The organism is Streptomyces sp. NPDC053427 (genome assembly GCF_044544985.1).
Lineage (GTDB): Bacteria > Actinomycetota > Actinomycetes > Streptomycetales > Streptomycetaceae > Streptomyces.
This window is the reverse complement of record NZ_JBITYA010000010.1, coordinates 97681-110594: the sequence shown is the minus strand read 5'-3', so window position 1 is coordinate 110594 and position 12914 is coordinate 97681. Positions and strand designations below refer to the sequence as shown.

Genomic DNA, 12914 nt, shown 5'->3' with positions numbered 1-12914 from the left:
GTGCCCCTGGTGATACTCAAGGGGTGAGCGACACTCAAGGGGTGAGCGACCACACCGACTACGACACCATCGTGCTGGCCGGAGGCGCGGCACGCCGACTCGGCGGGGCGGACAAGCCCGCCCTGTCCGTCGGTGGCCGCGCCCTGCTGGACCGGGTCCTCGCCGCCTGCGCCGACACCGCGATCACCGTTGTCGTCGGCCCCCGGCGTGCGGCGAGCCGCCCCGTCGTCCGCGCCTTGGAGGACCCGCCCGGCGGCGGTCCGCTCGCCGGGCTCGACGCCGGTCTGCGGCACACCACCGCCCCGACGGTCCTCGTCCTCTCCGCCGATCTGCCGTTCCTGACGCCCGCGACCGTACAAAGCCTCCTTGCGGCCGCCGCCGGGACGGCGAACGGCGCCTCGCCTCGCGACGGGGCCGTGCTGCGCGACGCCGACGGGCGCGACCAGCCGCTGGTCGCCGCCTACCGGGCCGAGCCGCTGCGCCGCGAACTGGCCCTGCTGCATGCCGAACACGGCACCCTGGCCGGACTGCCGCTGCGCGCCCTGCTCTCCGAACTGACGCTGGCACGGGTCCCTGACGCCACCTCCACGGCATCCTTCGACTGCGACACCTGGGAAGACATCAGCGCCGCACGCGCCCGCATCAGGGAGCATGGACACGTGTTGGACGAATGGATCACCGCAGTCAAGGCCGAGCTGGACATCGATCTCGATGTCGACACCGCGACCCTGCTCGACCTCGCTCGCGACGCGGCACACGGCGTGGCCCGCCCGGCCGCGCCGCTGACGACCTTCCTGATCGGCTACGCCGCGGGCCGGCAGGGCCGCGACGTGACCGAACTGGCCCACCGGGCAGCCACGCTGGCCAACCGCTGGGCCGCGGAAGGCGACGAGAACGCGCCGACGGACGGCGCCACGGGCCCCACGGGCGGCGAAACGAAGCCCGCGCAATGACCGACGGGGAGTTCGACGCCGCGCTGGACGACGCGCTCGCACTGGCCAACGAGGCCGTAGCGGCGGGCGCCCGGCGCGATCCCGCGGGCGGTTCGTACGGGCTGTACGGCCCGTCCCGGGCGAACGGGGCGGGCGATGCGTACCGTGCGAGCGGACGCGACGACGCACGGCGGGTCACCCCGGCCGACGGGGCCGCACGGGGCGCCGTCCCGGGCAACGGCTCCGGCACGGGCGAGGCACCCCCCGCACCCGCTGACACCCCCGGCCCGTCCGCCGAAATCCCGGTCGCCCCCTCCCCCTGGCCGGCCGCCCGCGACATCGCCCGCCGCGCCGCATCCGGCCCGCTCCCGCCCGAGACGGCAGCTCTGGGCGACGCCCTCGGCCGTACCCTCGCCGCGCCGCTCGCGGCCCTCACCGATCTGCCGTCCTTCGACACCTCGGCCATGGACGGCTGGGCGGTCTCCGGCCCCGGCCCCTGGCACCTCGACGACGCCGTCGGCATCCTCGCCGGTCATGCCCCCGCCGCCCCGCTCTCCGACGGCCACGCCATCGCCATCGCCACGGGGGCGCGGGTCCCGGCCGGCGCCACCGCGGTGCTGCGCAGCGAGCACGGCGAGGTCCGGGAGCGGAGCGACGGCCGGCCCCGGCTCCACGCGCTGCGGCCGGCGTCGCCGGGCCAGGACATCCGGCCGCGCGGCCAGGAGTGCCGCCGTGGCGACGACCTGCTGGCGGCCGGTGCGCTGGTGACCCCCGCGGTGCTCGGCCTGGCCGCGGCGGCCGGTTACGACGAGCTGATCACCCACCCCCGCCCGCGGGTCGACGTGTTCGTCCTCGGCGATGAGCTGCTGCGCCACGGCCTGCCGCACGAGGGGCGGATCCGCGATGCCCTCGGCCCGATGCTCGGCCCCTGGCTGCACGCCCTGGGCGCCGAGGCGGCCGCGCCGCGTCATCTCGCCGACGACCCCGACACGCTGTACGCGGCGATCGCCGGCTCCCGGGCCGATGTCGTCATCACCACCGGCGGCACCGCGGCGGGCCCGGTCGACCATGTGCATCCCACGTTGCGCCGCCTGGGCTCCGAGGTGTTGGTGGACGGCGTGGAGGTCCGCCCCGGGCATCCCATGCTGCTCGCCCGGATCACCCCGCACCGCCACCTCGTCGGGCTCCCCGGCAACCCCCTCGCCGCGGTATCCGGGCTGCTCACCCTCGCCGAGCCGCTGCTGCGCACGCTGTCCGCCCGGCGCGCCCCGGCCGCGTACCGTACGCCGCTGTGGTCCTCGGTCCACGGGCATCCGCGCGACACCCGGCTCGTACCGGTCGGCTATCGCGACGACGAGCGGTACGGGCTGATGGCGGAACCGCTGCACTTCCACGGCCCCGCCATGCTGCGCGGGATCGCCGCCGCCGATGCGCTGGCCGTCATCCCGCCCGGCGGCGGCGACCGCGGCACCGAGGTCGACCTTCTCGAACTGCCCTGGTCGGCCGACTGGTCGCCGCCCGGGGCCGCACACGGCCCCACCGGAGGCGCGGAGTGAAGCTTCCGTCCTACGACGCCGCGGCGCGCGACGTCCCCGAGGACCGTTCGCACCGAGTGATACTGCCGCGCCGCAGCCCCAAGGCACCGCTGCGGCAGGTCGCCCGCCGTCTGATGATGGCTCTGCTGGTGCTGATGGCGACGGTCCTGATCGTGTGGATGGACCGCGAGGAGTACCACGACAACGCCAATGGCTCGGTGGATTTCCTCGACTGCGTCTACTACGCGACCGTGACGCTCTCGACCACGGGCTACGGCGACATCGTCCCGTACGGGGACAGCGCGCGGCTGCTGAACATCCTGCTCATCACGCCGCTGCGGGTGCTGTTTCTGATCATCCTGGTCGGCACGACGCTCGAGGTGCTGACCGAGCGCACCCGTGAGCAGTGGCAACTGAAACGCTGGAGAACCGCCTTGCGCGACCACACCGTCATCGTCGGGTACGGCACCAAGGGCCGTAGTGCCGTCCAGACCCTGTGCGCCACGGGCCTGCCCCGCGACCGCATCGTCATCGTCGACCCGAGCGCCAAGGTGATCGAGGCGGCGGTGGCCGAGGGGTTCGCGGGGGTGGTCGGCGATGCGACCCGCAGCGATGTGCTCGTCCGGGCGGAGATCCAGCGGGCGCACCAGGTCGTGATCGCCACCCAGCGCGATGACACCGCGGTCCTGGTCTCCTTGACCGCCCGTCAACTCAACAAGCGGGCCAACATCGTCGCGGCGGTGCGGGAGGAGGAGAACGCGCCGCTGCTGCGGCAGTCCGGCGCCGACGCCGTCATCACTTCGGCGAGTGCGGCCGGACGGCTGCTGGGGCTCTCGGTGCACAGCCCCAGTGCGGGCACCGTGATGGAGGATCTGATCCAGCAGGGCAGCGGGCTGGACCTGATCGAGCGGCCGGTGGTGAAGTCCGAGGTCGGCAAGTCCGTGCGGGAGACCGACGACCTGGTCGTCTCCGTGCTGCGCGGCCATCGCCTGATCGGTTACGACGACCCGGACGCCAGCCCGCTGCAGTCCGCCGACCGGCTGATCACGATCGTCCGCGCGGCGCCGACGGAGGAGCCGGACGCCGCCGGTAGGCAGAACCGCTCCCGGCCTTCGTCGCTGCCCGGCACCGGCGTCTCCCCGATGCGCAGGGCGAATGAGCACCGGGCGGACGAGTAGCCGGGCGTCCTTTCGCAGCTGACGGCGCGGCACCGGGCCGGGTCCACGGACCCCGCCCCATCGCCCCGTGCCCGGTCGGCGAGTAGCCTCGCGCTCATGCGAGCGATCACTATCCCGGAGCCCGGTGGCCCGGAAGCACTTGTCTGGGCGGACGTGCCCGATCCGCAGCCCGCCGAGGGCGAGGTCCTGATCGAGGTCGTGGCCAGCGCCGTGAACCGCGCGGACCTGCTCCAGCGCCAGGGCTTCTACGACCCGCCGCCCGGCTCGTCGCCGTACCCGGGCCTGGAGTGCTCCGGCCGGATCGCCGCGGTCGGTCCCGGGGTGCACGGCTGGGCCGTCGGCGACGAGGTGTGTGCGTTGCTGGCGGGCGGCGGCTATGCCGAGAAGGTGGCCGTCCCGGCCGGGCAGGTGCTGCCGCTGCCGACGGGCCTCGACCTGGTGACGGCCGCCGCGCTGCCCGAGGTGGCGTGCACCGTCTGGTCGAATGTCTTCATGATCGCCCACCTGCGGCCGGGCGAGACGCTGCTGGTCCACGGCGGCGCCAGCGGTATCGGCACGATGGCGATCCAGCTCGCCAAGGCGGTCGGCGCGCGGGTCGCGGTCACCGCGGGCGGTCCCGAGAAGCTGGCCCGCTGTGCGGAACTCGGCGCGGACATCCTCATCGACTACCGCGAGCAGGACTTCGTCCAGGAGCTCCGCAAGGCCACCGACGGCCAGGGCGCGGACGTCATTCTCGACATCATCGGTGCGAAGTACCTGCAGAAGAACGTCAAGGCGCTGGCTATCAGCGGCCGGCTGGCGATCATCGGGATGCAGGGCGGCGTGAAGGCGGAGCTGAATCTCGCCGCCCTGCTCGCCAAGCGTGCCGCGATCACCGCCACGGGCCTGCGCGCCCGCCCGCTGAACGAGAAGGCGGCCATCGTCGCGGCGGTCCGCGAGCATGTCTGGCCGTTGATCGGCAACGGCCAGGTGCGGCCGATCGTGGACCGTACGATCCCGATGGCGGACGCCGCCGAGGCACACCGCGTGGTGGACGCGAGCGCACATGTCGGCAAGGTCGTGCTGACCGTCTGACCGGCGTACCCGACCGGCAGGGCTTCGCGGACGCCGACACCACGGAGCCCCGCCGCGTGCGGGATTTCCGCTGTTGACGGCCCCTCCCGCTCCGTGACGCGTAACCCGATCGACCTGTCCAAGATGTCGCAAATGTGGCGACATGTGACGCTGGGCGGGTCACTCGACGGCTCGGCACGGGAGGGGCACGGCTGTGGTTCCAAGCTTCCGTTCGCGCGTTACCACTGGTCTGCTCGTGGCCGCCGCCGCTCTGCCTGTCCCGCTGGCGACCGCCGCGACGGCCGCGGAGCAGCGGAACCCTCCACCCGACCGCCCCGCGCATCTCGTACGACGGCATGCGCTGCCCGACAGCTCTGCGGAGGGCCCATCGCTGGCCGGAAGCCGTGCGGGGGAGGGCCGCGGACACCCCGGCCGCCCGGAGTCGCTGGGGTACTGGCCGGGGTTCCCGAGGCCGGACGCCGGTATGGAGGTCCCGGACTTCCCCGGCCTGCGGGACTTCCTCGCCGAGATCCCGGACGAACTGCCGCGCTATCCCGACGATCCACCCGAGTACCTCCCCTGGCACGACCGGCACCACGGGCTCGACCCGGACTCCGACGACGACTCCACGGACGTGCCGGACCCCGAGGACTCCGCGCCCGGCACGCCCGAGAGTCCACCCGACGAGGACGGCACCGACCGTACGGCGCCCCCCGAGGCGGCACCCTCACCCTCCCGCCCCGCCCCGCACCGGCCGTCCCCCTCCCCCCGCTCCGACGTGGCGGGCCGCCTCGATCAGCGCCCGTACAAGCCGCTCCAGCCGCCCGCCAGGCCCAAGAAGCAGGACCGCACCCCGCCCGATGACGCCGACGCCGACGCCGCCCCGGCCGCCTCGGCAAGCCCGTACGCCATGGACAGTCCGACCGCCCCCGTCGAACGGGTCCTCCCCATGGGCGCAGGCCTCGCCCTCACCGGCCTCGGCCTGGCCTTCCTCGGCCTGCGGCTGCGCCGCCACTGACCGACCACTGCACTGCGTGTTTCACGTGAAACCACGCACGGAAAACAAAGCCGATGTTTCGCGTGAAACAGACAGCGCGTCCTCACCGCACCGTTTCACGTGAAACCAGCCGTCGCAGAGCCCCCGGGGCCGCCCGGAAGCCCCGAAAAGCCCTCCAGCGCGCCCTCGCGATCGACCGCACCACCTCTGCCGCTCCCGCCGCCGGAAGAGGTACGGCGGATCACCCGGCAACGTGGGGGTACGAGACAATGTCGGCATGGATATGCCGATGAACGAACGGTCGCAGGAGAACCCGCACGTCCTGGTTGTCGGCCCGGACGGCATGGCGCTCGGCAGCGCCGCCGCTGGTGGCGGCCCGGACAACGCCGAGGAGTCCCGCGAGATTCCGGTGACGGACATGGTCGAACAGCCTGCGAAGGTCATGCGCATCGGCAGCATGATCAAGCAGTTGCTGGAGGAGGTGAAGGCCGCTCCCCTGGACGAGGCGAGCCGGGTTCGCCTCAAGGAGATCCACTCCAGCTCGGTCAAGGAGCTGGAAGACGGGCTGGCGCCCGAGCTGGTGGAGGAGCTGGAGCGCCTCTCCCTGCCGTTCACCGACGAGTCGGTGCCGACGGACGCGGAACTGCGCATCGCCCAGGCCCAGTTGGTGGGCTGGCTCGAAGGCCTCTTCCACGGCATTCAGACCGCGCTGTTCGCCCAGCAGATGGCGGCCCGCGCCCAGCTGGAGTCCATGCGCCGCGCGCTGCCGCCCGGTGCTCCGATCGAAGGCGACGAGGACCACCCCGGACACGGCGGCGCCCGTTCGGGGCCGTATCTCTAAGGCGCGGGCCCGCAGCTCCGACGGACGAAGGGCCGGTACGCCATGTGCGTACCGGCCCTCCCTCTTATGTGTGTGTCCCGATCAGCTGGGGTCCATCCCGGTGGCAACGGTCAGCTGAAGGGTGTCGCTCTCCGGGTCCCAGTCGCTGTAGGCCCTCGGCGACTGATCCAGGACGGTGTTCTTGCCCCAGACCGCACGGTCCTCCATCGTGATCTTGTACTTCCAGTGCGCCGCATTCAAGCAGGCCTTCACGGAGGTCAGGTTCTGGAACGCGAAATTCGGAAGCGAGACCTTCTTCGGGTCCTTGTAGGACTTGATCGCGTTGGTGCACCTGGATGCCTCGATCGAGGCGTATGTGGGCTCCGGCCGGGGGGTGGCGGCACTCGACGGCGTCGCCGACGGGCTGTAGGAGTACGGCGTGTACGACGGCGTCGGATCGTCGCCACCGTGGTCATCGGTGGATCCACCCGCGCTCAGACCGATGCCGATCGCTATCGCGGTGACCACGATGACACCGACGATCGCCGATACGACGATCACCGCCGCATTGCTCTTACGGGCGGGAGCCCCGCTCGGTGGAATCGGCGGCGACATGGGCTGCGGCGCGAAGGTCGGCGGCCCCTGGAAGCCACCACTGTTGAACGGAACGGGGGTCTGCGCCGGCGCCGGTGCCGGCGTCGGGTAGGCGTTGTTCACCGGCGGCGGCGTCGAGGGGCCGAACGGCGCCTGCGGCGGCTGGTACGGCTGCTGCACGCTCGGCGGCGCCGGGGTGTGCGGATTGCCGCTCGCGGTGGGGAACACCGAGGAGGACACCGAGGAGCCGCTGGTGCGCGCCCGCGGCCCCTCGCTGATGATCAGCGGCGACCCGGACTGCCCGGACCCGGCGATCCGCAGACACTCGTCCCGCATCGCCTCGGCGGTCGGGAACCTCTCGTTGGGGTTCTTCTTCAGCGCACGGGCCACCAGGGCGTCCACGGCCGGCGGCAGCGAGCGGTTGATGCTCGACGGAACCGGCGGCTCTTCCTGGACATGGGCGTAGGCGATGGCCAGCGGGGAGTCCGCGTCGAAGGGCAGGTGTCCGGTCAGCAGCTCGAAGAGCATGATGCCGACGGAATAGAGGTCGGAGCGGGCGTCCACGCCGCGGCCCAGGGCCTGCTCGGGCGACAGGTACTGCGGGGTGCCGACGACCATGCCGGTCTGCGTCATGGACGTCACGCCGGACTGCATGGCGCGGGCGATACCGAAGTCCATGACCTTGACGACATTGCGCTTGGTCATCATGACGTTGCCCGGCTTGATGTCCCGGTGGACCAGGCCCATCTCGTGGCTCGCCTCGAGCGCGGCGAGCACATCGGCGGTGATCTTCAGCGCCTTCTCGGTCGGCATCGCACCGTGCTGGGCGATGTCGTTGTCGAGTTCCGAGCGCAGCGGCTGACCGGAGACGTACTCCATGATGATGTACGGCACCATGCCGCCGTCGAGCTCGTCCTCGCCGGAGTCGAAGACCGAGACGATGTTGGTGTGCGTGAGCTTCGCCACGGACTGCGCCTCGCGGCGGAAACGCTCGCGGAACGCCTGCTCGCGACCGAGCTCGGTGTGCAGTGTCTTGATCGCGACCTCGCGGTCCAGCACGCTGTCGTACGCGAGATGTACGGATGCCATTCCGCCCGCGCCGAGAAGATCACGAAGCTGGTAACGTCCTCCGCCGACCGAACGGCCCTCGAATTGGCCTTGAGCGCCGTCCTGGCTCATGGTTCCGCTTCCCCCCGGGCGACAGCCCGTACGTATCGCGATCAAATTCTGGAATTCCGCAGCCAAGTCTGCCCCAGGGCCCGGACACGTCAAGCCGTGTGCCCGTTCCGTGACCAGATGCGCAAGATCCGGTCACGGGTGGGAGATCTTTTGTGCTGTCGATTACCCCTGGTGAACTTGCCCCTACTGGCATCCGGGCGGTTTGATGACCGGTCCACGACGGACCGGTGGGTGTCGTCGAACCTGTAGCGTGCTGTAGCGAAGACCGAGACCTTACCGCTCTTGATGCGGATCGATTCGACGGCGAGGACCGATGGCACCGACGCAGAGCCCACAGGGCCCGTCCGATCCTGAGGCCACCGGCTCCAATATCCCCGATACACCGGAGATGTGGGGCAATGGAGGGCTGGTCGGCGACGGCCGTTACCGGCTCACGCGCCGGCTCGGCCGAGGCGGTATGGCGGAGGTGTTCGCGGCCGAGGACGTACGGCTGGGCCGGACCGTCGCCGTGAAGCTGCTGCGCGCCGATCTGGCCGAGGACCCGGTGTCCAAGGCCCGCTTCACGCGCGAGGCGCAGTCCGTGGCCGGACTGAACCACCACGCCGTCGTCGCCGTCTACGACTCCGGCGAGGACTTCGTCGCCGGCAACACCGTGCCGTACATCGTGATGGAGCTGGTCGAGGGCCGCACCATCCGTGACCTGCTGCTCAACGCCGATGCTCCGCCGCCGGACCAGGCGCTGATCATCGTCTCCGGGGTGCTGGAGGCATTGGCCTACAGCCACCAGCACGGCATCGTGCACCGTGACATCAAGCCCGCCAACGTGATCATCACGCACAGCGGCGCCGTGAAGGTCATGGACTTCGGCATCGCCCGCGCGCTGCACGGCGCGCAGTCCACGATGACCCAGACCGGCATGGTCATGGGGACCCCGCAGTACCTCTCCCCGGAGCAGGCGCTCGGCAAGACCGTCGACACCCGCTCCGATCTGTACGCCACCGGCTGTCTGCTGTACGAACTGCTCGCGCTGCGGCCGCCGTTCACCGGTGAGACCCCGCTGTCGGTCGTCTACCAGCACGTTCAGGACATGCCGGTGCCGCCGTCCGAGGTCGCCGAGGCGGTGCCGCCGGAGCTGGACGGCCTGGTCATGCGGTCGCTGGCCAAGGACCCGGACGACCGTTTCCAGACCGCGGAGGAGATGCGCGGGCTGGTCCAGTACTCGCTGCAGATGCTGCACGAGCAGGGTGGCCATACCGGCACCTGGAGCACCGGCCCGGTCGCGATACATGAGGGCGGCAACACCCCGGCCATGGGGAATGCCGCCACCACCGCGCTGCCGCATCCGGACTCCGGTCACACCACGGCGCAGCCGATCCTGCCGGGCGGGCGGGACGACGACGGCGGTTTCGACGGCGGTCACCGGTCGGCCAAGAGCGGCCGCGGCAAGATCTGGCTGATCGCGGCGCTCGCGGTGATCGCCATCGCGGTGGGCGTGGCCTTCGCCCTGCAGAACAAGAAGGACGACTCCGGGACGAACCCCAACGAGTCGCCGTCGCCGTCGGTCTCCCAGCACGACAAGACCAGCGAGCCGCCGTCGGACGAGCCGAGCACCCCGGATACCCAGCCCGGCACCACGGGTGGTGACAGCAATACCTACTCCCCGCCGCCGAGCGAGGAGCCCAGTACGCCGTCGACGTCCGAGCCGCCGACCTCGGAGCCTCCGACGTCCGAGCCTCCGACGTCCGCGCCGCCCACCGACGACACCAGCGACGGTGGTACGACGGACGGCGGTACGGCGGACGGCGGGACCACGGACGGTGGCACCTCCGACGGGGGTACGGATGCCGGGCCCACCGCCGGCGGTACGGACGCCGGGCCCACCGGCGGCGCGGACGCCGGCGGGCCGCTGGGCAGCACCGGCGGCTGACCGGTCGGCTGACATGAACGGCGGGGCCGCTCCAGGACTTCTGGAGCGGCCCCGCCGTTTCACGTGGAACAACCGGCGAACGCGTCCCGGACCGCCGCGTACTCACGGGTCCACCACACCGCCAGCGCGGACGCCGCCGGGAACTGCGGATCGGTGCGGGGGTCGCCCAGCCGGTAGCGCCAGGTGAGCATCCAGAAGTCGTTCAGCCGTTCCCACCACACCCGGTGCGCCGCGGCCGCCAGTTCGTCCGGCCCGGCCCCGCAGGCGCTGCGATAGGCGCCCGCGTACGCCGCCACCTTGGCGAGGTCGAGGGTGCCGCAGGGCCGTACGAAGAAGATCGCGGCGGCCCGTACCGCCTCCTCGGCGCGGGGTTGGATGCCCAGCCGGTCCCAGTCGACGATCGCGGCCGGTTCCCCGCCGCGGTAGAGCACATTGAGCGGATGGAAGTCGCCGTGCACCCAGCCGGCGGCGGGCGCGGCAGCCGGGCGGCGGTGGGTCAGCCGCTTGAGCAGGGCCCGGCGCTCCAGGAGGCGGTGCTCGGCGAGTTCGTCGAAGCTGGTGCGGGGGCGGGCCCGGCGGGCCAGCGCGAGCAGCTCGTCGATCAGCTCGAAGGTGCGGGCGGGGTCGGCCGAGTCAACCGGGTACGCGGGCGGCAGGTGCGGGGCGCCCGCCATGACCTGCTCCAGCGCCGTGTGCACGAGGCCCAGCAGCGCGCCGAGCCGGCGGGACTGGGCGCGGCTCAGTGCGTCCCCGCCCAGGTGCCGGCCCTCGACCCAGGGGTGCAGGGCGTAGCAGCGGCCGTCCAGGACGGTGACCGTACGGCCGTCCGCGGCGGGTACCGGCGGGGCGACCGGCAGTCCGAGGTCGGCGAGCCGGAGGGTGGCGCGGTGCTGGCGGGTGATGGCGCCGAGGTCGCCGTCGAGATGGTGCTTGAGGAAGTAGCGGCCGTGCGTGGTGGCGAGGAAGTAGCCGTGGTTGAGCAGGCCTTCGGCAACGGGTTCGCACGAGAGGGGGTTCCCGGCGCCTTCGTAGCGGCGCAGCAGGGATCCGAGGAAGTGCCGGTCGAGGGTTGCCGCCGTCCGGACTACAGATGAGCGCAGCACCCGCCAGATGTTAGATCAACCAGGTCAGGCGGAGTGGGCTCATCGGAAAGCCTTACGCACAGTGCGTAGCGCAGCAGGTCACCCCGGTCTGCGCTGCCCCGTGTGCGTCCGCCGGCCTCCGCTGCGGGGGCCGCGGCACACGGCTCTGCGCGTACGGGAAGACCGGCACGTCCATCAGGTGGTGCATGGTGACGAACTCCGGCTCGATGCGGAGGAACACCGGGTCGAAGGGGGCGCCGTCGGCCAGCCGGGGCGTGCGGCCGAAGAGCGCGCGCTCGGCGAGGGTGGGGCTGAAGACCCGGGCGGTGCCGGTGAACTGCACGGACCAGGTGTCGCTCTCGCCGCTGTTGACGTTGTCGGCCTCGTAGGCGACGACGCTGCCGTCGAGCGCCTGGTGGTAGTCGTAGCCACGGTGCAGCCGGAGGATCAGCTGCCCGTCGAGGAGGAGATGCCGGGTGACGGTCGTGAACGGCAGCGCCCGCCGGCTGGCCGACACCCGGCCGTACGGAGTCCGGCTCAGCAGCTCGAGCGCGCGGTGGTCGTCGGAGGGCATGTCCTCAGACTGCCGTCCGCGACGGCCGCCGAACAGGGGCGGGGGCCCCGAAGCGGTCGGGACCAAGGTCCCGACCGCGGGCTGCCGGGCGGACGTCATTTCGCCGCTCCATACCTGGTGAGAGGTCGTTTCAGCGTTTTTCCGCCTGCCTCCGCGCGACATATGCGGCGGCCTGGGAACGTCGTTCCATGCCGAGCTTGGAAAGCAGGCTGGAGACATAATTCTTGATCGTTTTCTCGGCGAGATGAAGCCGTTCGCCGATGGCGCGGTTGGTCAGCCCCTCACCGATCAGATCGAGGATCTTGCGTTCCTGTTCGGTGAGATTCGCCAGCCGGTCGTCACCCTTTGCGCCGTTGCCGCCGCGCAGCCGTTCCAGGACGCGGGCCGTCGCCACCGGGTCGAGAAGGGACTTCCCGGCCGCCACCTCGCGTACCGCGGAGAGCAGCTCGCTGCCCCGAATGGCCTTGAGCGCATAACCGGCGGCGCCGGCCATGATCGCGTCGAAAAGTGCCTCGTCATCGGCGAACGAAGTGAGCATCAGGCACTTGATGTCCGGGTTCTGGGAGCGGATCTCGCGGCAGACCTCGACGCCGCTGCCGTCCGGCAGCCGGACATCGAGCACCGCCACATCGGGGCGGGTCGCGGGGATCCTGACCAGCGCGTCGGCGGCGGTGCCCGCCTCGCCGACGACTTCGATGTCGTCTTCGCCCGACAGCATTTCGTGGACGCCTCGCCGGACGACTTCGTGGTCATCGAGTAGGAAAACCGTGATTTTTCCGTCTTCGTGCACCAACCCAGTCTCACACACCAAACTCTTCCCGTGCTCCAGGTCACCGATATAACGTGCCGTTGTCCCGGCGGCCTGCAACGCTGTGACCAGGAGTTGTTCCCACCTTTTGCGATTTACTTGGAAATCCAAGCAAAATCGCAGGTCAGCGCCGTTTTCACTTAGGCTTTGGCACTGGGTAACGTGCAAACAGCAGGCCACTGTCCGGGACGCTTTGTTCCACCCGGATCCGGCCGCGTTTGCACACACCCCGTGC

General features: G+C 71.3%; 10 protein-coding genes and 1 pseudogene. 7 read left to right on the top strand and 4 right to left on the bottom strand.

The features are described 5' to 3' along the window. Nucleotides 1-41 precede the first annotated feature (41 nt). The 6 genes from ACIGWZ_RS26935 to ACIGWZ_RS26910 all read left to right on the top strand — a co-directional run bounded on the left by ACIGWZ_RS26935 (nt 42) and on the right by ACIGWZ_RS26910 (nt 6536). Entirely contained in the window at nt 42-953 is a 912-nt protein-coding gene (locus ACIGWZ_RS26935) for an NTP transferase domain-containing protein (protein ID WP_400069451.1), read from the top strand. Then, nucleotides 950-2488, top strand: coding sequence for a molybdopterin-binding protein (locus tag ACIGWZ_RS26930; protein WP_400068958.1), 1539 nt, complete (start codon nt 950-952; stop codon nt 2486-2488). Before ACIGWZ_RS26935 ends, ACIGWZ_RS26930 begins: the two co-directional genes overlap by 4 nt. Next, nucleotides 2485-3645 (top strand): potassium channel family protein, encoded by a 1161-nt coding sequence (locus tag ACIGWZ_RS26925; protein ID WP_400068956.1) that lies wholly within the window; start codon nt 2485-2487, stop codon nt 3643-3645. Before ACIGWZ_RS26930 ends, ACIGWZ_RS26925 begins: the two co-directional genes overlap by 4 nt. 96 nt (nt 3646-3741) lie before the next feature. Then, nucleotides 3742-4719, top strand: a complete 978-nt coding sequence (locus ACIGWZ_RS26920; RefSeq protein WP_400068954.1) for an NAD(P)H-quinone oxidoreductase — start codon at nt 3742-3744, stop codon at nt 4717-4719. A 235-nt stretch (nt 4720-4954) separates the two neighbouring features. Then, entirely contained in the window at nt 4955-5716 is a 762-nt protein-coding gene (locus ACIGWZ_RS26915; protein WP_400068952.1) for a hypothetical protein, read from the top strand. Nucleotides 5717-5972: 256 nt separating this feature from the next. After that, a complete protein-coding gene (locus tag ACIGWZ_RS26910) occupies nt 5973-6536 on the top strand; it encodes a bacterial proteasome activator family protein (RefSeq protein WP_400068950.1) in 564 nt (187 codons plus the stop codon). A gap of 81 nt (nt 6537-6617) precedes the next feature. Here ACIGWZ_RS26910 and ACIGWZ_RS26905 read toward each other — a convergent pair whose 3' ends face one another. Continuing rightward, nucleotides 6618-8288: a protein kinase gene (locus ACIGWZ_RS26905; RefSeq protein WP_400068948.1), complete on the bottom strand. Its 1671-nt coding sequence runs from the start codon at nt 8286-8288 to the stop codon at nt 6618-6620. A gap of 313 nt (nt 8289-8601) precedes the next feature. Here ACIGWZ_RS26905 and ACIGWZ_RS26900 point away from each other — a divergent pair, with 313 nt between their 5' ends. Beyond that, nucleotides 8602-10215, top strand: a complete 1614-nt coding sequence (locus tag ACIGWZ_RS26900) for a protein kinase (protein WP_400068946.1) — start codon at nt 8602-8604, stop codon at nt 10213-10215. 59 nt (nt 10216-10274) lie between these two features. Here the strand turns inward: ACIGWZ_RS26900 and ACIGWZ_RS26895 are convergent, their stop codons facing one another. The 3 genes and pseudogenes from ACIGWZ_RS26895 to ACIGWZ_RS26885 form a co-directional block, all read right to left on the bottom strand. Next, nucleotides 10275-11318: a phosphotransferase gene (locus tag ACIGWZ_RS26895; protein ID WP_400068944.1), complete on the bottom strand. Its 1044-nt coding sequence runs from the start codon at nt 11316-11318 to the stop codon at nt 10275-10277. A gap of 148 nt (nt 11319-11466) precedes the next feature. Next, nucleotides 11467-11871 (bottom strand): annotated as a pseudogene (locus ACIGWZ_RS26890) (pyridoxamine 5'-phosphate oxidase family protein); the annotation flags it as partial. Nucleotides 11872-12001: 130 nt separating this feature from the next. Continuing rightward, nucleotides 12002-12661, bottom strand: coding sequence for a response regulator (locus ACIGWZ_RS26885; RefSeq protein WP_400069448.1), 660 nt, complete (start codon nt 12659-12661; stop codon nt 12002-12004). Between the last annotated feature and the right edge of the window lie 253 nt (nt 12662-12914).

Coding starts and splice junctions, on each gene's coding strand:
- ACIGWZ_RS26910 (WP_400068950.1), top strand. CDS start 5,973: ATGGATATGCCGATGAACGAACGGTCGCAGGAGAACCCGCACGTCCTG.
- ACIGWZ_RS26920 (WP_400068954.1), top strand. CDS start 3,742: ATGCGAGCGATCACTATCCCGGAGCCCGGTGGCCCGGAAGCACTTGTC.
- ACIGWZ_RS26930 (WP_400068958.1), top strand. CDS start 950: ATGACCGACGGGGAGTTCGACGCCGCGCTGGACGACGCGCTCGCACTG.
- ACIGWZ_RS26900 (WP_400068946.1), top strand. CDS start 8,602: ATGGCACCGACGCAGAGCCCACAGGGCCCGTCCGATCCTGAGGCCACC.
- ACIGWZ_RS26905 (WP_400068948.1), bottom strand. CDS start 8,288: ATGAGCCAGGACGGCGCTCAAGGCCAATTCGAGGGCCGTTCGGTCGGC.